Annotated in this window: 20 protein-coding genes; 11 read left to right on the top strand and 9 right to left on the bottom strand. The window is 66.6% G+C overall.

The window, feature by feature from the left end:
• Positions 1–25: 25 nt before the first annotated feature.
• Together galU and BLS81_RS13605 are read right to left on the bottom strand one after the other, a co-directional pair.
• Complete coding sequence (galU, locus tag BLS81_RS13610) at positions 26–898, bottom strand: UTP--glucose-1-phosphate uridylyltransferase GalU (RefSeq protein WP_093224612.1); 873 nt, start codon at positions 896–898, stop codon at positions 26–28.
• A 195-nt stretch (positions 899–1,093) separates the two neighbouring features.
• Positions 1,094–2,500, bottom strand: coding sequence for an exopolysaccharide biosynthesis polyprenyl glycosylphosphotransferase (locus BLS81_RS13605; RefSeq protein ID WP_176787169.1), 1,407 nt, complete (start codon positions 2,498–2,500; stop codon positions 1,094–1,096).
• Between the two features lie 163 nt (positions 2,501–2,663).
• Between BLS81_RS13605 and BLS81_RS13600 the strand changes: the two genes are divergently transcribed.
• The 4 genes from BLS81_RS13600 (at position 2,664) to BLS81_RS13585 (ending at position 6,307) form a co-directional block, all read left to right on the top strand.
• Positions 2,664–2,990 (top strand): hypothetical protein, encoded by a 327-nt coding sequence (locus BLS81_RS13600; protein WP_093224609.1) that lies wholly within the window; start codon positions 2,664–2,666, stop codon positions 2,988–2,990.
• Positions 2,991–3,037: 47 nt separating this feature from the next.
• Positions 3,038–4,840 (top strand): right-handed parallel beta-helix repeat-containing protein, encoded by a 1,803-nt coding sequence (locus BLS81_RS13595; protein WP_093224607.1) that lies wholly within the window; start codon positions 3,038–3,040, stop codon positions 4,838–4,840.
• A gap of 16 nt (positions 4,841–4,856) precedes the next feature.
• Positions 4,857–5,957 (top strand): glycosyltransferase family 4 protein, encoded by a 1,101-nt coding sequence (locus BLS81_RS13590; RefSeq protein ID WP_256326233.1) that lies wholly within the window; start codon positions 4,857–4,859, stop codon positions 5,955–5,957.
• A 98-nt stretch (positions 5,958–6,055) separates the two neighbouring features.
• Positions 6,056–6,307, top strand: coding sequence for a hypothetical protein (locus BLS81_RS13585; protein WP_143023362.1), 252 nt, complete (start codon positions 6,056–6,058; stop codon positions 6,305–6,307).
• A 75-nt stretch (positions 6,308–6,382) separates the two neighbouring features.
• Here the strand turns inward: BLS81_RS13585 and BLS81_RS13580 are convergent, their stop codons facing one another.
• Positions 6,383–7,159 carry an SDR family NAD(P)-dependent oxidoreductase gene (locus tag BLS81_RS13580; RefSeq protein ID WP_093224603.1) on the bottom strand — a complete coding sequence of 259 codons (777 nt, stop codon included), beginning with the start codon at positions 7,157–7,159 and terminating at the stop codon, positions 6,383–6,385.
• A 115-nt stretch (positions 7,160–7,274) separates the two neighbouring features.
• Between BLS81_RS13580 and BLS81_RS13575 the strand changes: the two genes are divergently transcribed.
• Entirely contained in the window at positions 7,275–8,171 is an 897-nt protein-coding gene (locus tag BLS81_RS13575; RefSeq protein WP_093224601.1) for a LysR family transcriptional regulator, read from the top strand.
• A gap of 148 nt (positions 8,172–8,319) precedes the next feature.
• Entirely contained in the window at positions 8,320–9,789 is a 1,470-nt protein-coding gene (locus tag BLS81_RS13570) for an ATP-binding protein (RefSeq protein ID WP_093224600.1), read from the top strand.
• Positions 9,790–9,968: 179 nt separating this feature from the next.
• Here the strand turns inward: BLS81_RS13570 and BLS81_RS13565 are convergent, their stop codons facing one another.
• Positions 9,969–11,243: an Hsp70 family protein gene (locus tag BLS81_RS13565; RefSeq protein ID WP_093224598.1), complete on the bottom strand. Its 1,275-nt coding sequence runs from the start codon at positions 11,241–11,243 to the stop codon at positions 9,969–9,971.
• A gap of 73 nt (positions 11,244–11,316) precedes the next feature.
• On the opposite strand from BLS81_RS13565, the gene BLS81_RS13560 reads away from it, so the two are divergent.
• Positions 11,317–11,493 carry a DUF4169 family protein gene (locus tag BLS81_RS13560; protein WP_093224723.1) on the top strand — a complete coding sequence of 59 codons (177 nt, stop codon included), beginning with the start codon at positions 11,317–11,319 and terminating at the stop codon, positions 11,491–11,493.
• Positions 11,490–11,744: a hypothetical protein gene (locus tag BLS81_RS13555; protein WP_093224597.1), complete on the top strand. Its 255-nt coding sequence runs from the start codon at positions 11,490–11,492 to the stop codon at positions 11,742–11,744. Before BLS81_RS13560 ends, BLS81_RS13555 begins: the two co-directional genes overlap by 4 nt.
• A gap of 110 nt (positions 11,745–11,854) precedes the next feature.
• Here BLS81_RS13555 and BLS81_RS13550 read toward each other — a convergent pair whose 3' ends face one another.
• From BLS81_RS13550 to BLS81_RS13530, 5 genes are all read right to left on the bottom strand, one after another.
• A complete protein-coding gene (locus BLS81_RS13550; protein ID WP_093224595.1) occupies positions 11,855–13,870 on the bottom strand; it encodes an acetyl-CoA carboxylase biotin carboxylase subunit in 2,016 nt (671 codons plus the stop codon).
• Between the two features lie 143 nt (positions 13,871–14,013).
• Entirely contained in the window at positions 14,014–14,379 is a 366-nt protein-coding gene (locus BLS81_RS13545; protein WP_093224594.1) for a lysozyme inhibitor LprI family protein, read from the bottom strand.
• Entirely contained in the window at positions 14,373–15,371 is a 999-nt protein-coding gene (bioB, locus tag BLS81_RS13540) for a biotin synthase BioB (RefSeq protein WP_176787181.1), read from the bottom strand. Before bioB ends, BLS81_RS13545 begins: the two co-directional genes overlap by 7 nt.
• Before the next feature lie 119 nt (positions 15,372–15,490).
• Positions 15,491–17,632, bottom strand: a complete 2,142-nt coding sequence (gene scpA / locus BLS81_RS13535; protein ID WP_093224592.1) for a methylmalonyl-CoA mutase — start codon at positions 17,630–17,632, stop codon at positions 15,491–15,493.
• A 126-nt stretch (positions 17,633–17,758) separates the two neighbouring features.
• Positions 17,759–19,285, bottom strand: a complete 1,527-nt coding sequence (locus BLS81_RS13530) for an acyl-CoA carboxylase subunit beta (protein ID WP_093224591.1) — start codon at positions 19,283–19,285, stop codon at positions 17,759–17,761.
• Positions 19,286–19,498: 213 nt separating this feature from the next.
• On the opposite strand from BLS81_RS13530, the gene BLS81_RS13525 reads away from it, so the two are divergent.
• The 3 genes from BLS81_RS13525 (at position 19,499) to BLS81_RS13515 (ending at position 22,132) form a co-directional block, all read left to right on the top strand.
• Positions 19,499–20,896 (top strand): helix-turn-helix domain-containing protein, encoded by a 1,398-nt coding sequence (locus BLS81_RS13525; protein ID WP_093224589.1) that lies wholly within the window; start codon positions 19,499–19,501, stop codon positions 20,894–20,896.
• Between the two features lie 91 nt (positions 20,897–20,987).
• On the top strand, positions 20,988–21,227 hold the full coding sequence (locus BLS81_RS13520; RefSeq protein ID WP_093224720.1) for an exodeoxyribonuclease VII small subunit: 240 nt from the start codon (positions 20,988–20,990) through the stop codon (positions 21,225–21,227).
• Positions 21,228–21,229: 2 nt separating this feature from the next.
• Positions 21,230–22,132: a polyprenyl synthetase family protein gene (locus tag BLS81_RS13515; protein ID WP_093224588.1), complete on the top strand. Its 903-nt coding sequence runs from the start codon at positions 21,230–21,232 to the stop codon at positions 22,130–22,132.
• The last annotated feature ends 36 nt before the right edge of the window (positions 22,133–22,168 follow it).

Raw genomic sequence — 22,168 nt, 5'->3', positions numbered from 1 at the left:
GGGACTGGCCCGACGCGGCCAAACCTCAACGCGCCAGCAACTCGGTTGCGAAGGCACGCACGTTCGGGCCGATATCCTCGTGCGCCAGCGCCATTGCGAGGTTCGCCTGGATGAAACCGGCCTTGTCGCCGCAATCGTACCGCTCACCCGCGAAGGTGAAGCCGTGGAACGGCTGCTTGCCGATCAGTTGCAGCATCGCGTCGGTCAACTGGATCTCACCGCCCGCGCCGGTTTCCTGGCTCTCCAGAATCCGCATCACTTCGGGCTGAAGGATGTAGCGGCCCGGAATCATCAGGTTCGACGGTGCGGTGCCCTGCGCCGGCTTCTCGACGAGCGCCTTAACCTCGGTCAAACGGCCATCGACCTTGCCCGGTGAGATAATGCCGTATTTGTGCGTTTCCGATGGTGCCACTTCGAGCGCGCCGACGATATTGCCGCCGACCGTTTGATACGCCTCCACCATCTGCTTCATGAAGCCCGGCGTGCCGGCCATCAACTCGTCGGGCAACAGCACCGCGAACGGCTCGTGGCCGACGATATCGCGCGCACACCAGACCGCATGGCCCAAGCCAAGCGGCTCTTGCTGGCGGACATAGACGGGCGAACCCGGCTTCATGCGGATGCTTTCGACCACGGCGAGCGACTTGCCGCGCGCCCGCATGGTCGCCTCGAGTTCGTACGAGACGTCGAAATGGTCTTCCAACGCGGACTTGTTCCGGCTGGTGACGAAGATGACCTGCTCGATCCCCGCTTCGAGCGCTTCCTCGACCGCATATTGGATCAAGGGCTTGTCGAGAACGGTCAGCATTTCCTTCGGCATCGCCTTGGTCGCGGGCAGAAACCGCGTACCCAGACCCGCCACCGGAAAAACCGCCTTGCGCACCGGCTTGATCGTCATGCGTGTCTATCTCCGAAAATCACGATGAAATGTGTGAAATGCGCCGCCGGGAACAGGGCCGCATGGAGCCTATACCGGGGCGAATGCCGCCTTGTCGATTGGCATACAACGCCGCTGGAACACCGAACGGCGTTTTTTGTTGCGGCGCAATATTGTTCGGGGGCGTGAGCACACTACGGCGCGACGCGTGAGAGCTCAAAAAGCATTGCGGTGCATCAGCACCTTGAAGGTCTGCAACACCAGGATCACGTCCCGCCACACCGTCCACGATTCCAGATAGGCGAGATCGGCCTGTAGCCGGTTGAGCAGATCCGCACCGGTTTCGGTGTTGCCGCGAAATCCCCGCACCTGCGCAAGCCCGGTCAGGCCGGGTTTGACGGCGTGGCGATTCCAGTAATGCGCGGACACCTCCCAATAGAGCGCGCTGCCGGCGAGCGCGCCGGTCGCGTGCGGGCGCGGGCCAACGATACTCATTTCGCCTCGCAACACGTTGAAAAGCTGCGGCAATTCGTCGATGCTCGTCTGGCGGATGAACCAGCCGACGCGCGTCACGCGCGGGTCGCCACGCGTGACGAGCCGACTGGCGCTCGCGTCCGCCTGTGTGACGTACATGCTGCGGAACTTGAGCATGCGGAACAGCCGGTTGCCCTGACCGACACGCTGCTGGGCGAACAGAACCGGCCCGTGCGAATCGCATTTGATCGCGATCGCGACGATCACCAGCAATGGCAGCAGCCCGATCAGCATGGCGCCGGCCACGACCAGATCGAACACCCGCTTGGTGACCCGGTCGATACCGCTCAGCGGGCCGACCGCGACCACGGCGGTCGCGAAGCCATGGTAGTTGCTCGTACCGATCGCCCCCAACGCGTCCAGTTCGGGCGCGAGCACCTCGACCTGAACGCCCGCGCCCTTGAGCGCCAAAGCCCATTTTCCGCGCCGCTCCGGCGGGCAGGATATGATGACGCGATCCGCCTGGAACACGCACTCGCCGATGCGGTGCAACATCATCGGATCGCTGAGATTGGGAATGATGCCGGCGCCCTGCACATCGACGCGGGTCGCGGTACATTGCGGGGGAGGCTCGACGCCGTCGACGATGACGATTTCGGTCGCCGGGGTACCGCCCAGAGCGCGCGCCGCCAGATCGGCGAAAATCGCGCGCGCCAGGATCAGCGAAATGCCGCTCAGCAGACAGCCGGTGGCCACCAGCACGCGCGACAGCTCCTCATTCGAACGTGTCGCGAAGGTGATCGCCAGCCCAATCGCATAGGCTCCGAGCAATGCGGAAAACGCCTTACGCATGCTGCGCGGCGGCTTGATGATGTTGCGGAGCGAAAACGCCTTTATTTGCAAGGCGATGAGGTAATAAAGCGGCAGCACGAGAATGAGCAGGCTTACCACGCGCACGCCGAAGAAGTAGCCGAGATGAACCCATGCGGCCAAAGCGATCGGCGCCACGATCGCGATCAGATCGACCGCCAACACGGAGAGCACCAGCCGGCCGCGAATCATTTGCTTGGATATGCCGCGCGGCGGGAGCGCGGCCGGATCAAACGACACGCGTTCGCTCTCCCCCAGCTTGCTCTCAAACGTGGCCACGCGAATCTTTCCCCTTCTCTCGATATCGACGGGGCGGCAGGATTGCGGGGTAACGATGCCATAAATGGTGCGATGCATCAACTCGTTCCAATATGGCGGTTGTTCCCCGGTCGAACGCCGCTATGGTCCCGTCACGAGGCACGCACTTGGGTGGACGGTGACAATGAGCCTGGTCGCGGACTTCGAAGCCTTGAAAAATTTCGTCGCGCCGCGGGGCGAAATCGGTCGGTCCATCCTGCACATTCATCTCGGCATCGCGATGTATATCGTGTTGCGGCTGGCGACACGGCGACGCCTCGGTCCACTGTGGGCGTTGGCGGGCGTCGCCCTGCTCGAAGCGCTCAACGAGACGATGGATCTGGCCGCGACATGGCCGGTTCTGCAGAACTGGCAAATCCGCGACACGCAGCAGGATGTGTTCAACACGATGTTATGGCCATGCCTGCTATGCGGACTGGCGCTATGGGACGGTCGCAGGCGGCGCGGCTAGGCGCATGCGCGTGAATATGCCAACGGGCGAGTGCAGGAGCCTTTTCGATGCGTGATCATGACATCTCGAAGCTCAGCCGTCGCGCCGTGCTGCCGTTGCTCGGTTTGGCTGGGGGCGCATTGTGCGTGCGCGCGACGCTTGCCCAGCATGGCACAACGGAGGATGCGGAATGGCCCAAATGGGCGCCGACGCGTGCCGCCTTCTACGCGCAGATCGCGCAGTGGCGCACCACGGGAAAGGACATTCGCCAGTTCGGCGCGAAGCTCGACGGGCAGGCAGACGACACCGTCGCGCTCCAGCAGGCGATCGACGCCGGCGTGCCGGTGCTGCTGATCCCGGCCGGCACGCTCCGGCTGACCCGCGCGATCGCGCTGACTCGCCCGATCGTCATCCTGGGCGCGGGTGACGCCACGGTACTGCGTTGGGAGGGGCGGCAGCGCGACCCCTTCATCGCCGTGCCTGCGGACAAGAACCCGGCGAGCTTCCTCACTGGCGTCCACATCGATTCCCTCCGCCTGGTGCGCCCTGCACCGCTGCCATCCAACGGCACGATTCTGCGCGGCCTGAACGTGCGCAAAGTCTCCGTCACACGCTGCTCGACCGACCGGTTCGGAGCGTTGTTCGTCGGGCATTTGCGCAAACCCGTACGCGACGCCCGCAAGGACATTCACGATCTCGCGCTCGACGCCGGCTTTTCTCCCATCGGGGATGACCTCAACGAGGATATTTTCGCCTACGATAACCGGATCGATGGCGGCGCCTACATGAGCCAGATCTTGCGGGTGAACTACGGCCGGCGGATCATCGCGGTCGGAAACACCGGACGTTTCGCGAACATAAGCTGGTTCGGGGGCTCAGCGAAGATCAACCTGGGCGGCGCGCCGCAATATCTTCGTCGAGCGCGCGACATCTATGTGACGCACAACAAGGTGCATGGTGCCAACGGCGGCATTTACGGCAACAATGGCGACGGCATCCTCGTCGCGCACAATGAAGTCAGCGAGATGCTCGATGTCGGGATCGACTTCGAAGGCTGCTTTAACGCGCTTGCGCACGACAATATTGTACGCAACGCTGCCAATTACGGGCTGGCGACCTTTTATGCCGCGAAGAACATCGTGTTTCGCAACAACCAGGTCTACCAGGACGGCAGCGCCGCGCAGCTACCCGCCCGCTACGGAAAACGCTACGGCAAGAGCGGTGGCCGCGCGCTGTTCGCGCTGCGTAGCGCGGGCTTCCGGCAGTCGCCGGGCGCGATCGACGTGTCGTTCATCGGCAATCGCTTCATATTTGGCGGCAAGACCGGCACCGGCGTTTGCCTGCCGAGCTATTTCTCGCGGCTCGTGCTCGACGGGAACACATTCGAGAACGTCGCCTGCGACCTCACCTGCGGCTCGACCGGCACGCTGATCGTGACGCGCAACAAACTCAGTTTCGACCGTGCGATCGTGGCACCATATCGCGCGCTGGGTGATAGCGCGGTCCAGGCGACCTTCACCGACAATGAGATACGCGTAAGCGCAGCCCAGGATCCCGGCGCGATCGCCATCGCGGACACGGCACCGATCGCCGGTGGCCACCGGGCCGAGATTTCGCGCAATGTCGTGATCGATGCGGGCAAGGGCGCCGCTATGCCGATCGTGCTGTTCGGGACGCAGGGGCATGCCGCCGTCAGCGGCAACACGGTCGGCGCGGTCTACGTGCAGACCAAGGCCCTCGGCACCGTCTCCGCCAACCGAACGCGCGGGGGAGCCCCGATCGCGGCGGTGGGGCTGCCGGCAGCGTTCGTGCCAGCGACCACCGAACCCGAGCCTGCGCCGGAGCAAGCAGCGGCGGACGACACGCCGTGATGCCGGGCCTCGCCGCGTGAAAATCCTGCATGTTGCGCAAAAGACGAAAGGTGGCGTCGCTACCCATATGGCCCAGCTCGTCGCCGCGCAGGCGGCTGAGCACGGCGCCAGCAACGTCGTAATCGTCGTCGGCGACGACGAGAAGCACTTTTTCGATACGATTCCGCAATCGACCTTGCGCCTGTTCCGCAGTTCAGCGCGACGACCGGGCGCATTCGCGAGCATGGCGCGTTTCGCCCACCGTACCATCGCAGCGGAGCGGCCCGACATCCTTCATATCCACAGCACCTTCGCGGGCGTGTTGATCCGCGCGCGCTACCTGTTCACGCGGGCCGAGCAGCGGCCGGCGATCGTCTATTGCGCGCATGGCTGGGCATTCAACATGCAAATCCCAGCGTGGCAGAAGCGGATCTATATCGCCATCGAACGGCTGCTCGCCCGGGCTACCGACCGCATCCTCTGCATCTCACGGTTCGAGCAGGACAGCGCCATCGCCGTCGGTCTGCCGCCGGCGAAGCTGGAGATGGTATACAACGGGCTGCCCCCGCTCGATCGCGATATCGCGCCCGCAGCGGGCTTCGATCCCGCCACGCTCAACCTCCTGTTCATCGGCCGGACGACGCCGCAAAAAGGGCTGCCCGACCTGCTCGCGGCAATGGCGCTGCTTCGCGAGCGGCCGATCCACCTGCATACCGTGGGCGACAGGATGGACGAGGCGCAGCCCGCCCCCGCCAATGTCACCGAACATGGCTGGAAACCGCGCGAGGTGCTGCCGGATTATATCGCCGCGGCGGATGCGATCGTGATGCCGTCGCGCTGGGAGGGCTTCGGGCTCGTCGCGATCGAGGCGATGCGTCAGGCGCGGCCGGTCGTGGCGAGCGACGCCGACGCGCTGCCGGAGATCGTGCGGCCCGGCATCTCGGGCTATCTGTACCCGCGCGGCGACGTGCCGGCGCTGGCCGAGGTTTTGGCGGGGCTGGATCGCGACACTTTGCGCGCGCTCGGACGCAGCGGGCGCGATCTGTTTCTCGAGATGTTTACCGAAGATCGGATGATCGCGAAGGTCGGGTATCTCTATCGCCGTCTCGCGGGCGATCGCGCCAGCGAACATCGTTGACTCGTGCCGGCGGTCAGGCTAGGCGCTACTCTGTAGGTTCAGATATTCCAGGGAGGCAGATCATGAAGACGTTCGTTGCGATCGCAACCGCCAGTTGCATGCTCATGGCCACCTCCGCTCCGGCGTTGGCCGCGCCGACGCTTCAGCCGGCCGTCGCAGCGCAGGCCGCGCCGACGACCGGGGTCCGCGCGAAGCTGGTCGAGCGCGCCGCGTACACGCCGCGCGGCAAATCGAAGAAGTTCCTTAATACGGACACCATTCTCGTCGGGATCGGCGCCCTGTTCGCGATCGCGACGGGCATTTGCGCCGCTGCTGGCGGTTGCTACAGCGACCATCCCGCCAGCTCCTGATCGCGCCGCACACTGCGGAGACGGATCGAACCCCGGCGATACGCGGTATCGCCGGGGTTTTTCACATCCGCCCGATCAGGCGATCGTCGGTACCATGCCGCCTTCGACGCGGATCGCCGCGCCGTTGGTCACCGCCGCGAGCGGGCTGGCGAGGAACGCAGTCATCGCCGCGACTTCCTCAGCCTCGATCAGACGCCGGATCAGCGACAGCGGGCGCAGCTTCTCGAAGAACTCGGCTTCGCGCTCGGCCTCGGGCGCGTCCTTGTTGGAAACGGTCGAGCGGATGAACTCGACGATCCCCTCCGAGCGCGTCGGCCCGGGCTGCACGGTGTTGACCGTCACGCCGGTGCCGCGCGTCTGCTCGGCGAGGCCGCGTGAAATCGCGAGCTGCGCGGTCTTGGTCATGCCGTAATGGACCATCTCCGCCGGGATGAGCTGCGCGCTCTCGCTCGCGATGAAGATCACGCGGCCCCAGTTCGCCTCCAGCATCTTCGGGAAATAGTGGCGTGACAGACGGATGCCGCTCATCACGTTGATTTCGAAGAAGCGGAACCAGTCGGCATCGGTGATCTCGACGAAGGGCTTGGCTTCGTAGATGCCGAGATTGTTGACGAGGATATCGACGTTCGGAACGGCGGCGATCAGTGTTTCGCAGCCTTCCGCCGTGCCGGCATCGGCGAGCACCGCGCGCGTCGCGCCGACCTTGGCGGCGGCGGCGTCGAGCTTGTCCTGGCTGCGGCCGGTGACGGTCACCGCGGCGCCTTCGGCGGCGAGACGCTCGGCGATGGCGAGCCCGATCCCGGCGGTGGAGCCGGTGACGAGCGCGGTCTTGCCCTTGAGTTGCAGGTCCATTGTCCAAAAACCTCCATTGGAATGACGGACCGGGAGATATGACGACGCGGCATTGATGATTAGTTGGCAGCAGTGCACAATAGAAGTGATCGACGATCACCAAAGGGACGCACCTGTGGATAACCGCATCGGCGACATGCAGACGTTCCTCGCCGTCACCGAGGGCGGGAGCTTCGCCGCGGCCGCCAAGGCGCTGCGGCTGACCCCCTCGGCGGTCAGCCGCAGCATCGCGCGGCTGGAGGCACGGCTCGGCGTGGTGCTGGTGCAGCGCACGACGCGCTCGCTGTCGCTGACCCCGGAAGGCGAGTCGTATCGCAGCCGCATCTCGGCGCTGCTCGCCGAGGTCGACGCGGTCGAGCAAAGCCTCGGGCGCGAGCAGGACCGTCCGCGCGGACTGCTGCGCATCAACGCGGCGGTGCCGTTCGGCGTGCACTGCCTGGTGCCGATCCTGCCGCGCTTCCTTGACGCTCATCCCGAAGTGACGGTCGATCTCGCGCTTTCCGACACGCTGGTCGATCTGATCGAGGAGCGCGCCGACATCGCGATCCGCATCGGCCCGCTCCGCGACACGCGGCTGCGCGCGAAGAAACTCGGCCATAGCGCCATGGCGCTGGTGGCGAGCCCCGATTATCTCGCGCGGCGCGGCACGCCGCGCGACCCCGGCGACCTCACGCGGCACGTCTGCCTCAAGTTCAGCTTCCGCCGAAGCGTCGATTCGTGGCCGCTGTTGAGCGGCGGGCGTGTCGTGCAACGGCCGGTGGATGGGCCGTTCCTTGGCAATTCGGGCGAGGTGGTGCGGCTGATGGCGGTCGCCGGCGGCGGCATCGCGCGGCTCGGCCGCTTCCACGTGGCGGGGGATCTCGCCGCCGGAAGGCTGGTCGAGGTGCTGGCCGCGTGCAATCCCGGCGATGGCGAGGATATCCACGCGCTGTACAGCGGGCACGACCGGCTGGCGCTGCGCGTGCGCGCGTTTCTGGACTTCCTCGATGCGGAGTTGCGGCTGGCAGAGTGAACGTCGCGCCGGCGGCGCGCGCGACAAGCGACGTGTCGGCGGCGCATGTCTGCGACATCTCGGGTGCGGGCGCGCTCGGCACGAATGGACGTCGCGGACAACGTATTAACGCTTGCTCCCCCTGCCCGCTTTCCGCCATTCGCACGCGATGACTTTCCGTGTGGACATGGGCACCGACGCGAACGGCGGCGCGGTGACGATTGACCTTGAGGAACTGCTCGCGACGCGGCTGCTGGTGCAGGGCAATTCGGGTTCGGGCAAATCCTATCTGCTCCGCCGCCTGCTGGAAGGCAGCGGACGCGAGGTGCAACAGATCATCATCGATCCCGAGGGCGATTTCGTCACGCTTTCCGGGCCGTACGGCCATGTCGTGATCGAGGCGGTCGACTATTCGATCGCCGAGATCACGCGCTTTGCGGCGCGTGCGCGCGAGCATCGCTCGTCGGTAGTGCTGAGCCTCGAAGGCTTGGAGATGGAAGGCCAGATGCGCTGCGCCGCCGCCTTCCTGATGGGGCTGTTCGATGCGCCGCGCGAACATTGGTATCCCGCGCTGGTGGTGATCGACGAGGCGCAGATCTTCGCGCCCGCCGCCGGCGCCGAAGTCACCGAGGAGGTGCGCCGCGCTTCGCTGTCGGCGATGGCCAATCTGATGTCGCGTGGGCGCAAGCGCGGGCTCGCCGGGATCATCGCGACGCAGCGACTCGCCAAATTGTCGAAGAACGTCGCGGCCGAAGCGTCCAACTTCCTGATGGGGCGCACCTTCCTCGACATCGACATGGCGCGCGCCGCCGATCTGCTCGGCATGGAGCGGCGGCAGGCGGAGCAGATTCGCGACCTCACGCGCGGCACCTTCCTGGGGCTGGGGCCGGCGATCGCGCGCCGGCCGATCATGGTGAAGATCGGGCAGGTGCTGACCTCGGCGCGCAGCAGCAGCCCGGTGCTGACCCCGCTGCCGCAAGCGCAGGGCGCCGACATGCGCGACCTGCTGATGACCGAGGTCGAGGTCGATGAACCGACCTTGTTCATGCACGCCGCCGCCAACCCGCCCCCGCCACGCCCGGCCGCGTCGGCCGATCTGATGGACAGCGTGATCGCGCGGCCCGAACCGGTGCGCGCCGAGCCGGAACCCGAACTCGCCCCCGAAGAGCGTGAGCAAATCATTGTCGATGTGCTGCGCGCGATCGCCGACGACCCCGAATCAGGCGGGCGCGCGGCGGCGGTGCTGTATCAGGATTTCCAGGTGCGCTGCCGGATGGTCGGGGTGCGGCGCGCGCCGCTCGACCCGTCGGCGTTCGCACGGCGGCTGGCGGCGGCTCGCGCCGGCATCTTCGAGGGGCTCGACGACGAATGGGCGCATGCGCTCGCCGTGGCAGCGACGCTGCCCGACGACATGCTCGGCGCGTTCCTGCTGGTGGCGCGCGCGGCACGCGAGGGCGCGCCCTGCCCGACCGACGAACAGATCGCGCGAATCTACGGTACCAGTTCGCTCGGCCGGGCGCGGCGGGTGATGAGCTATATCGAAGGCCGCGACATCTTCGTGACGCGGGTGGACCTGTCTGGGCGGCGGTCGATCACGATTCCGGGGCTTGGATGGACGACCGAGGCGACCGAGGCTTGAGGAAATAGGAGTTCGCGCAGAGGCGCAGAGGACGCAGAGAGAAGAGATATATAGCGGCCGAAGGCCGCAGGAGCATGAATCGGACGAACGGCGCACGCCGTCGCGGATCGCGTTACCGCCTCTGCGTCCTCTGCGCCTCTGCGCGAACCAGACTTCTTTCGGCCCGGTGCGACGGAAACTCACACCGCCCAGGCAGCGACATCCTCTTCCTGGCCGATCAGCGCGAGGCCGTTGGCGATCGAGGTGAGTTCGCCGCCGCTAGCGATGCGGTCTTCGCCGAAACGCTCTGTGAACAGGGCGCGCACGCTTGGGATCAGCGAGGTGCCACCGGTCAGGAAGACGCGGTCGATGCCGCTTTCGTCGACACCCGCTTGCGCGAGCGCGCGATCGACCGTCGCCTTCATCCGGGCGAGATCGTCGGCGATCCAGTCCTCGAACTCGGCGCGGGTGACAGTCGCGTCGATCCGCACGCCTTCACCGTCAAAGTGAAAGTCGGCGCTCTGATCTTGCGACAGCGCGCGCTTGAGCCGGCCAACCGAATCGTAGAGCCGATAGCCTTGCTCCTCCTCGATGATCGCGATCATCCGCCCGATCGCCTGCGGATCGAGCGCCGCGCGTTGCAGCTTGCGCAGCTCGTCGAGCGTGCGGCGGTTGCGCATCAGCGCGAGCCGCGACCAATCGCTGAAATCGGCGAAATAGCCGCGTGGAATTTCGAGCTGCTTGTCGAACGAGCGGTACAGCCCGCCGAAGCCGAGGATCGGCAGCACCAGCTTGTCGACGATGCGCGAATCGAACTGGTCGCCGGCGATGCCGATGCCGGCGTGGCCGAGCGGGGTGCAACGTTTGGGCGAACCCGGCGGCGCGATCCGCACGACCGAGAAATCGCTGGTGCCACCGCCGAAATCGGCGACCAGGATCGTCGCGCTGTCCTCTACGCGCGCGGCATAGCTGAACGCGGCGCCGAGCGGCTCATACACATAATGGATTTCGGCGCCGAAGCCGGCGAACATCGCGTCGTAGCGTTGCCGGGCGAACGCCTCGTCGGGGCGGGCGCCAGCATAATGGACCGGTCGCCCGACGACCACCCGGCGCGGCGGCTTCGCCAGCGCGCCACCCGCGTGGCTCGCCAGCTTGGCGAGGAACAGCTTGCCGAGGTCTTCGAAGCGCAGTCTTTTGTCGAACACCGAGGCGTGTTCGAAGGTCGCGCTGGCGGCGACCGACTTGAACGATTGCAGGAAGCGGCTGCCCTGCGGATACTCGAGATAGTCGGCGATCGCCCACGGCCCGGCTTCATAGGCGAGGCCGTCCTCCTCCCAGAAGCACAGCGCGGAGCGAAACACGGCGCTGGTCACATCGGGCGCGGCGAAGTCGATAAGATGCGGCTGCCCATCCGCGCCGACGCGCGCGACGACGCTGTTGGTGGTTCCAAAATCGAGGCCGATCGCATCGTGCATGGTGTCCTCGCTCGCTGGCCGGGCGCGCGGCTATGCCGGTTGGCGCGAGAAACGCAAGCGGTTACAAGCGCGCATGGCCGAGATCATCAACCTGAGAACCGCGCGCAAGGCGAAAGCGCGCACCGACGCCGCTACCACAGCCGCACAAAGCCGCGCGCTGCATGGGCGCACGCTCGCGCAGAAACGGAGCGATCGCGCCGAGGCTGAGCGGCAGGCGCGCATGCTCGACGGCGCGAGGATCGACGAATGAAGCTCGACGATCTGTTCGTGCGCTATTTCGGCACCGATGATCTCGATGCGGTCTCGCCCGACGCATTGCAGGCAGGCGCCGAGCGGCTGCGGGTCGATTTCGGGCTGGAGGCCGATCGCGGGCGGCGCTTCGGCATGTGGGCGATGATGCAGATGCTGGGGGTCGCGCCCGATCTGGAGGTCGCGTTCGCGAATCCCGCCGACCGCGATGCGGCAAGGACGCTGATGGAGCTGTCAGAGGCGGCGGAATAGCCGCCCCAGGCTGTCATGCCAGCGCAAGCTGGCATCTTCCGTTGGTAGGCGTGCCGCTCGCGCCCACGAGACCCCAGCTTGCGCTGGGGTGACGGAATTGGGAAGGCACGTCACGCCATCTCAAGGATCACCGCGTCCACCGCGAGGCTTTCGCCCGGCGCGGCGTTGACGGCCTTGACGACGCCCGACTTCTCGGCGCGCAGAATGTTTTCCATCTTCATCGCTTCGACCACCGCGAGCGGCTGACCGGCTTCGACCGAATCGCCTTCGGCGACGTAGAGCTTCTGGAGCAACCCCGGCATCGGGCAGAGCAGGAACTTCGACAGATCGGGCGGCACCTTGACGAGCAGATGCTTGGCATAGGGCGCGACATGCGCGGGCAGCACGCGCGCGGTCTGGATCGCGCCACGTGTGTTGAGGCGGAAGCCGGTGCGCGTGCGGGCGATCTTGACGAACAGCGGGGTGCCGTCGATCTCCGCCTCGATCACACGGTCGCCCGGCGTATATTCCATCGCGATGTCGATTTCGGCGCCATCGACGCGGATCGCGTCCTCCGACACCGCGACCTTATGGTCCTTGCCGGCAATGCGCACCACCCAATCCGACGGCGGATCGAGCCGCTGGCCAAGCTGGCCATCGGTGCGGCGCGCGCGATCGGCCTCCGCCGTCGCCGCGAATGCGGCGACGGCCGCAAGCTGGGCGAGCAGCGCGGGTGCGGCGGGCGCGCCGGTGAAGCCGTCGGGATATTCCTCGGCGATGAAGCCGGTGGTGATGTTGCCCGATCGGAACCGCGGGTGCTGCATCAGCGCCGACAGGAAATCGAGATTGTTGCCCGGCCCGTCAATCTCGAACTGGTCGAGCGCGGCGATCTGCAGGTCGATCGCGGCCTCGCGCGTGTCGGCATGGGTGATGAGCTTGGCGATCATCGGATCGTAGAACATGCTCACCTCGCCGCCCTCACGCACGCCGTCATCGACGCGAACGTAATCGGCGCCCTTCTGCACCGGGCCATAAGCGGGGCGCTCATCGGCGGGCGGATCGTAATGGACGAGCCGGCCGATCGACGGCAGGAAGCCACGATAGGGATCTTCGGCATAAACGCGGTTCTCGATCGCCCAGCCGGTCAGCGTCACGTCCTTCTGCGCGAACGGCAGCTTCTCGCCATAGGCAACGCGGATCATCAGTTCGACCAAATCGAGCCCGGTGATCGCCTCGGTGACAGGATGCTCGACCTGAAGCCGTGTGTTCATTTCGAGGAAATAGAAGCCCTTCCCCGTCTTGTCCGCGCCCGACACGATCAGTTCGACCGTGCCAGCACTGTAATAGCCGACCGCGCGAGCGAGCGCGACCGCCTGCTCGCCCATCGCCTTGCGCATCGCCGGCGTGACGAACGGCGACGGCGCTTCCTCGACGACCTTCTGGTGGCGGCGCTGGATCGAGCATTCGCGCTCGCCGAGATAGACGATGTTGCCGTGCTGGTCGCCCATCACCTGGATTTCGATGTGGCGCGGGCTTTCGATGAACTTCTCGATGAAGACGCGGTCGTCGCCGAACGAGGCAAGCCCCTCGCGCTTGGTCGCCTCGAAGCCTTCGCGCACGTCCTTCTCGTTATAGGCGAGCCGCATGCCCTTCCCGCCGCCGCCTGCGCTCGCCTTCATCATCACCGGATAGCCGATGTCGGTGGCGATCGTCACCGCCTCCTCGGTATCGGCGATCTCGCCGAGGAAGCCGGGGACGACGTTGACCCCCGCCGCCTTGGCAAGCTTCTTCGATGCGATCTTGTCGCCCATCGCCGCGATGGCGTTGGGCGGGGGGCCCACGAAGGCGATGCCCGCCTCGGCGCAGGCGCGCGCGAAACTCTCGCGTTCGGAGAGGAAGCCATAGCCGGGATGGATACAGTCCGCGCCGGTCTCCTGCGCGGCGAGCAGGATCAGCTCGGCCTTGAGATAGCTTTCCGCCGCCGGTGCCGGCCCCAGCCGAACCGCCTCGTCCGCCATCAGAACGTGCGGCGCGCGGGCGTCTGCGTCGGAATAGACCGCGACCGTGGCGATGCCCATCTTTTTGGCGGTCCGCATCACGCGGCAGGCGATTTCGCCACGGTTGGCGACCAGGATTTTCTTGAACATTCAGTCCCCGCCTCGATTTGATTGTCGTACTGCGTCACCCCGGACGTGTTCCGGGGTCCCCCGCACCTCACATCCCGCCGAGCTAAATCGCGCGGTGGGTGCCGGAACGAGTCCGGCATGACGATCGAGGCGCGCGGTATGCGTCATTCGCTGGCCATCAGCCCCTTGAGTTGGAGCCGCCGCGCGTTCGTCAGCGCGGTCTTGCACTGCGCGACGATCAGCGCCTGCCGCACGTCGCCGGCATGAACCCCGCCCTCGACCCGGCAGGCGGCGTCGCGATACGCGATCCATGCGCGCTGGCTGGTGAGCAGCGCGTCGGCGAAGGCGAAGTGGCTGCGGCGGTGGTCCTGCGCGTCCTTGCCCTTCATGAAGGCATTGGTGATGCGCCATTGGCTCACCATCGCGGTGTCGGCCACCTTATATTCGGCGAGCGCGCGTTGCGTCTGCGGCCCCGGCGTGGGGCTCGGCCTTGTGGTGGGGGTCGCGGCGGCGAGTGCGGCCATCAGCATGACGCGCAGCCTTTCGCGGCGCGCGCCGGCTCCTCGCCTTCCATCGCGACGATGCCCAGCTTGGCGAACAGCGTGGCGTCGGCGCTGTCACCGCGATTGCCGGTGGTGAGCAGCTTGTCGCCGGTGAAGATCGAGTTCGCCCCGGCCATGAAGCACAACGCCTGAGTCGCCTCGGACATGCTCTCGCGCCCCGCCGACAGGCGCACCATGCTGAGCGGCATCGTGATGCGCGCGACCGCGACGGTGCGGACGAATTCGATGTCGTCGATCTTGGCGAGCGGCGTGTCGGCGAGCATGTCGCCGAGCACGGTGCCCTTGACCGGCACCAGCGCATTGACCGGCACGCTTTCCGGATGGCGCGGCAGCGTGGCGAGCGCGTGGACGAAGCCGACGCGATCGGCGCGGGTCTCGCCCATGCCGACGATGCCGCCGCAGCACACGTTGATGCCGGCCTCGCGCACGTTCTCGAGCGTATCGAGCCGATCCTGGAAGGTGCGCGTGGTGATGACCTCGCCGTACTTCTCGGGCGAGGTATCGATATTGTGATTGTAATAATCGAGGCCGGCGTCGGCGAGCTGCGCGGCCTGCGTGGGCGTCAGCATGCCGAGCGTCATGCAGGTTTCCATGCCCATCTGCCGCACGCCCTTCACCATTTCGATGATCGCGGGCATGTCCTTGTCCTTGGGGTTGCGCCAGGCCGCGCCCATGCAGAAGCGCTGCGAGCCGGCGTCGCGCGCCTGCGCCGCCGATTGCAGCACCGCGCGCACGTCCATCAGCTTCGACGCCTTGAGCTCGGTCTCGGCGGAGGCGGACTGGTTGCAATAGCCGCAATCCTCCGGGCAGCCGCCGGTCTTGATCGACAAGAGCGTGCAAAGCTGCACCTGCGAGGGCGTGTGATGCGCGCGGTGGACGGTTTGCGCGCGGAACATCAGTTCATCGAACGGCAGCGCGAAGAGATCGGCGATTTCCTGCCGGGTCCAGTCGGTCCTTATCTCCCCTCCCGCTTGCGGGAGGGGTCGGGGGAGGGCCTGTCCAAGCAGCGTCTCTCCCTTGGACAGGCCCTCCCCTAGCCCCTCCCGCGAGCGGGAGGGGGACAATGTTGCGGTGTTTGTCACGCGGTTACTTCCTCGACTGGGGGCATATTGTGCCCCAGCAACTTCAACACCTCGCCCGCCGCGTCCACCAGATTCGTGCCGGGGCCGAAAATCCCCTGGACCCCGGCGTCGCGCAGCACCTGATAGTCCTGCGCGGGGATCACGCCGCCGGCGATGACCTTGATGTCGCTGCGCCCGGCTTCGCGCAGGTGGCCGATCAGTTCGGGGATCAGCGTCTTGTGCCCGGCGGCGAGGCTGGACGCGCCGACCACGTCGACATCGCTCGCGATCGCGAGGTCGGCGGCTTCCTTGGGCGTCTGGAACAGCGGCCCCGGCACAACCTCGAAGCCGAGATCGCCGAACGCCGAGGAGACCAGGTTCGCGCCGCGATCATGCCCGTCCTGCCCCATCTTGGCGACGAGCAGGCGCGGGCGGCGGCCCTTGGCGCGCGTCACCGAGCCGACGCCGTCGATCAGCCCCTGCCACTTGGCGTCGTTGCCATAGGCGCCGCCGTAGATGCCCGAAACCGGCGTCGGCTTGGTGCCGTACCGGCCGAACACATCCTCCATCGCCTGGCTGATCTCGCCCAGCGTGGCGCGTTTGCGCGCGCATTCCACGGCGAGCTCGAGCAGGTTGGCGGTGCCCGCCGCCCCTTCACGCAGCGCATCGAGCGCCGCATGGCATGCCGCCTCGTCACGGCCCGCCTTCACCCTCGCGATGCGCGCGATCTGCGCCTCGCGCACGGCGTGGTTATCGACATCGAGGATGTCGATCGGGTCTTCGCTCGCGAGCTTGTATTTGTTGACGCCGACGATGACATCCTCGCCGCGATCGACGCGGGCAGCGCGGCCGGCGCTCGCCTCCTCGATCATCGCCTTGGGCCAGCCCGCCGCGACCGCCTTGGCCATGCCGCCCTCGGCCTCGACGCGCTCGATGATCTCCCACGCAGCGTCGACGAGCTGCTGGGTGAGGCTCTCGACATAGTAGCTGCCACCGAGCGGATCGACCACCCTGGTCATGCCCGTCTCTTCCTGGAGCACGATCTGCGTGTTTCGCGCGATCCGCGCCGAAAAGTCTGTCGGCAGCGCGATCGCCTCGTCGAGCGCATTGGTGTGAAGCGACTGGGTGCCCCCCAGCATCGCCGCCATCGCCTCGATCGTGGTGCGCATCACGTTGTTGTACGGGTCTTGCTCGGTGAGGCTGACGCCGCTGGTCTGGCAGTGCGTGCGCAGCATCTTCGAGCGCTCGTCCTGTGCGCCGAGGTTGGTCATCACGCGGTGCCACAGCACGCGCGCGGCGCGCAGCTTGGCGATCTCCATGAAGAAGTTCATGCCGATCGCGAAGAAGAACGACAGGCGGCCAGCGAACTTGTCGATGTCGAGGCCCGAGGCGACGCCGTATTTCACATATTCCATGCCGTCGGCGATGGTGAAGGCAAGCTCCTGCACCTGCGTCGCGCCGGCTTCCTGCATGTGATAGCCGCTGATCGAGATGCTGTTGAACTTGGGCATCTCGCGGCTGGTGTAGCCGAAAATGTCCGAGATGATCCGCATGCTCGGCTCGGGCGGGTAGATGTAGGTGTTGCGGACCATGAACTCCTTGAGGATGTCGTTCTGGATGGTCCCATCGAGCAGGTGCCGGGGCACGCCCTGCTCCTCGCCCGCGACGATGAAGAAGGCGAGGATCGGGATGACCGCGCCGTTCATCGTCATCGAGACTGACATCTGATCGAGCGGGATGCCGTCGAACAGGATCTTCATGTCGTCGATCGTGTCGATCGCCACGCCCGCCTTGCCGACATCGCCGGTCACGCGCGGATGATCCGAGTCATAGCCGCGGTGCGTGGCGAGATCGAACGCGACCGACAGGCCCTTCTGCCCGGCCTTGAGGTTGCGATGATAGAAAGCGTTCGACGCTTCGGCGGTCGAGAAGCCGGCATATTGGCGGATGGTCCACGGCCGGCCCGCGTACATCGACGCGCGCACGCCGCGCGTGAAGGGCGCGAACCCCGGCAGGCCGGGTTCGATGCCCGCGACGTCCTCGGCGGTGTAGAGCGGCTTGACGTCGATCCCCTCGGGCGTGGCCCAGGTGAGATCCTTGCCCTTCACCTCCTTCGCGGCGGCGGCGGCCCATTGGTCGAGCGTGGGCTTGTCGGTCACGTCACGTACTCCGTTCTTCCCGCGCCCGTTCGTCCCGAGCGGAGTCGAGGGACAGGCCATTAGCGCTGTCATGCGCTGCCCATGCCTCGACTGCGCTCGGCACGAACTGTTGAGCGAGGCACCAGATCACAGCGGGATGTTGTCGTGCTTCTTCCACGGGTTCTCGAGCGCCTTGTTGCGTAGCTTGCGCAGCCCCAACGCGATCCGCCGCCGGGTCGAATGCGGCTGGATCACTTCATCGATGAAGCCCTTGCTCGCCGCGACGAACGGGTTGGCGAAGCGCGCCTCATATTCGGCGGTCTTCTCGGCGATGCCCTCGGCGTTGAGGCCGCGGAAGATGATTTCGACCGCGCCCTTCGCGCCCATCACCGCGATCTCTGCGGTGGGCCACGCGTAATTGAGGTCGCCGCGCAGATGCTTCGAGCTCATCACGTCATAGGCGCCACCATAGGCCTTGCGGGTGATGACGGTGATCTTGGGGACGGTCGCCTCGGCATACGCGAACAGCAATTTGGCGCCGTGCTTGATGATGCCCGAATGCTCCTGCCCGACGCCCGGCAGGAAACCCGGCACATCGACGAAGGTGACGATCGGGATTTCGAACGCGTCGCAGAAGCGCACGAAGCGCGCGGCCTTCTTGGACGAGTTGATGTCGAGGCAGCCGGCCAGCACCATCGGCTGGTTGGCGACGATGCCGATCGTCTTGCCCTCGATCCGCCCGAAGCCGGTGATGATGTTGCCGGCGTGGGCGGGCTGGACCTCGAAGAAATCGCCTTCGTCGACGGTCTTCCGGATCAGCTCGTGCATGTCATAGGGCTGGTTGGCCGAAGCCGGGATCAGCGTGTCGAGACTGTCCTCGATCCGGTCCCACGGGTCCGAGGTCGGTCGTTCAGGCACCGGCGACTGGTTCGACGAGGGCAGAAAATCGATGAAGTCGCGTGCGGCGAGCAGCGTCTCGATATCGTCCTCGAGCGCGAGATCGGCGACCGAGGATTTGGTCGTATGCGTGATCGCGCCGCCCAAAGCCTCCTGAGTCACGACTTCGTTGGTGACGGTCTTCACCACGTCGGGGCCGGTGACGAACATGTAGGACGAATCCTTCACCATGAAGATGAAGTCGGTCATCGCCGGCGAATAGACCGCGCCGCCCGCGCACGGCCCCATGATGAGGCTGAGCTGCGGCACCACGCCGCTCGCCAGCACGTTGCGCTGGAACACTTCGGCATAGCCGGCGAGGCTGGCGACGCCCTCCTGAATCCGCGCACCGCCCGAATCGTTGAGACCGATCACCGGCGCGCCCACCTTCATCGCCATGTCCATGACCTTGCAAATCTTGGTGGCGTGGCGTTCGGACAGCGAGCCGCCGAACACGGTGAAATCCTGGCTGAACACGAACACCAGCCGCCCGTTGATCGTGCCCGACCCGGTGACGACGCCGTCGCCCGGCACGATCTGGTCCTGCATGCCGAAATCGGTGCAGTTATGCTCAACATACATGTCGTATTCTTCGAACGATCCCTGATCGAGCAGCACGTCGAGCCGTTCGCGTGCGGTCAGCTTGCCCTTGGCATGCTGCGCGGCGACGCGCTTCTCGCCGCCGCCCGCTTTCGCGGCGGCGCGTTTGCGTTCGAGTTCGGCGATCGTTGCGGACATCACGCTCTCCTATGTGCGCCCTCTCTTCGCGCTCGGCGGCGCGCGCGCAACTGTGATCTTGCAAAGTTGCGCGGGGTGGGTTTGCAAACTATGCGGTACACACTCCGTTCGCCCTGAGCCTGTCGAAGGGCGTGTCCCAAGCGATACCGTGCGCAGCACGCGCTTCGACAAGCTCAGCACGAACGGCAGAAAAACTCCGGCCGGGCGGAAGCGATGACGACCAGACGAATCTATGCGGGCCACGAACTGCGCGCGCTGCGCGACCGGCTCGGCATCAGCCAAGCGGCGATGGCGGCGCGGATCGGGCTGTCGGTGAGCTATCTGTCGCAGATCGAGAGCGGCCATCGCCCGCTCACGCCGCGCGTGCTCGCCGCGCTGTCGAGCGAGGCGCCCGCGCATTGGGCACCGCTCGACCCCAATGACGACCGCCGACTGTTCGCCGAAGCGCTCGACGCCGCCGCCGATCCGAGCGTCCCCGCCGAGCCGATCGACGAGGCGACGCTGCGCCGCGCGACGCAGCAACAGCCGAGGCTCGCCCGCCGGCTGGTCGCGACGCATCAGGCGTTGCTGCGCGCGCAGGAGCAGCTCCGCATCCTCGACGACCAGCTCGATTCGCGCGCGAACGCGACCGACCATCTGCCGTGGAACGCGGTGCGCGACTGGTTCAACGATGCGAGCAATTATGTCGACGCGATCGACCGCCGCGCGGAGGCGCTCGCCGCGCGGATCGCGGACGGCGATTCGGCGACGGCGATCGCGGCACGGCTGCGCGCGGACCACGGCATTGCCACCGAATATGTCGATGCGCCCGATCTGGTGCGCGCGTTCGACCCGGACGCGCGGGTGCTGCGGATCGATGGCGGCCAGCCGCCCGAAACGATCCGCTTCGCCCTCGCCGACCGTTACATGCGCCTCGCCGCGACCGATCTCGTCGCGGAGATCGTCGATTCGGCCGAGATCGGCTCGGACTCGGGCCGGCAATTGCTGGCGGCCGGACTGTTCAACTATGCGGCGGGCGCGCTGCTGATGCCCTATGAGGCATTCCGGGCCGCCGCGCGCGCGATGCGGCACGACATCGACCGGCTGCGCCGGCGGTTCGGCACCAGCTTCGAGCAGACCTGCCACCGTCTCTCGACGCTGCAACGGCCCGGCGCGCTTGGCATTCCGTTCTTCTTCTGCCGGGTCGACATGGCGGGCAACATCACCAAGCGCCACTCGGCGACACGGCTCAAATTCGCCCGGTTCGGCGGCGCCTGTCCGCTGTGGATCGTCCACGAAGCGGTGGCGATCCCCGACCGCATCCTTGTCCAGCTCGCCGAAACCCCGGACGGGGTGCGCTATATCTCGATCGCGCGCGGGCTGGTGAAGCCGACCGAGGATTACGGCCGGCTGCCGCGACGCTACGCGCTGGCGCTCGGATGCGAGGCGTCGTTCGCCGCCGACTTCGTCTATGCCGATGGCCTGCGCATCGACGGCGCCGCGACACCGATCGGCACATCTTGTCGGATCTGCACCCGCCGCGACTGCGAGCAGCGCGCCTTCCCGCCCGCCGCCGGGCGGATCGTGGTCGATCAGGACCGGCGCGGCGCGGTATCGTACGAACTGGAATGATCCGGAGCCTTGCCAGGCTTTCGCGGCGAACGGGTCGGCGCGTACGCGGCACTCCTTGACCCTCGTCGTGCGCCTCGCGCATAGCGGCGCGATGGATCGCCCGATTGAAGACCTGACGTTCGAGGACGCGCTGCGCGAGCTCGAAACCATCGTGTCGCAGCTAGAGACCGGAACCGCGCCGCTCGACGAGGCGATCCGCCTCTACGAGCGCGGCGATCGGCTGCGCCGCCGCTGCGCCGAGCGGCTCGATGCCGCGCAGGCCCGGATCGAGGCGATTCGGCTCGACGCGGAAGGGCGACCCGCCGCCGTGCAACCCTTTGCCGCGAGTTGACGATGACCGCGCTTACCCCGCTTTCGCTCCGCGACGCGCTCACCCACGTCAGCGCCGATATCGACGCGCGCTTCGACGTGCTGCTCGCCCTGCCCGACGATCCCCGCCGCGACCTGTATGCGGCGATGCGCCATGCCGCGATCGGCGGCGGCAAGCGGCTGCGCCCGCTGCTGACCTATGCCACGTCGCGGCTGTTCGGCGTCGATCGCGATTGCGCGGGCCGTGCCGGTCTCGCGATCGAATGTATCCACGTCTATTCGCTGATCCACGACGATCTGCCCGCGATGGACGATGACGACATGCGCCGTGGCAAGCCGACCGTCCACAAGCTCTACGACGAAGCGACTGCGATCCTCGCGGGCGATTCGCTCCACGCACTCGCCTTCGAGGTACTGGCCGATCCCGCGACCCATGCAGATCCGTTCGTGCGCAGCGAACTCGTGCTCGATCTCGCCCGCGCCGCTGGCCCCGCCGGGATGGCGGGCGGGCAGATGATGGATATCGAGGCGGAGAAATCGAGCTTCGACCTGCCGACCATCACCCGCTTGCAGGCGCTGAAGACCGGCGCGCTGATCGCCTGTTCGGTCGAGGCGGGCGCGATCCTCGGGCGGCTGCCCGCCGAGGGCCGCGCGCACCTGCGCGGCTATGCGCGCGACATCGGCCTCGCCTTCCAGATCGCGGACGATATCCTCGATGTCGAGGGCGACGAGGCGGCGGTCGGCAAGAAGCTCGGCAAGGATGGCGAGGCCGGCAAGGAGACGTTCCTGTCGCTGCTCGGCCTGCCGCGCGCGCGCGAACAGGCGCGCATCCTGGTCGATCAGGCGGTGGCGCATCTGAGCAGCTATGGCGCGGAGGCCGATCTGCTGCGCGACATCGCGCGCTTCATCCTCGAAAGGGATCGGTGATTCACCGTCGCCCCGGCCTGCGCCGGGGCGACGCGC

The organism is Sphingomonas sp. NFR15 (assembly GCF_900103265.1).
Taxonomy (GTDB): domain Bacteria; phylum Pseudomonadota; class Alphaproteobacteria; order Sphingomonadales; family Sphingomonadaceae; genus Sphingomonas; species Sphingomonas pollutisoli.
Note: the sequence above shows the minus strand (reverse complement) of the source record. Positions and strands in the feature narration are given on the sequence as shown.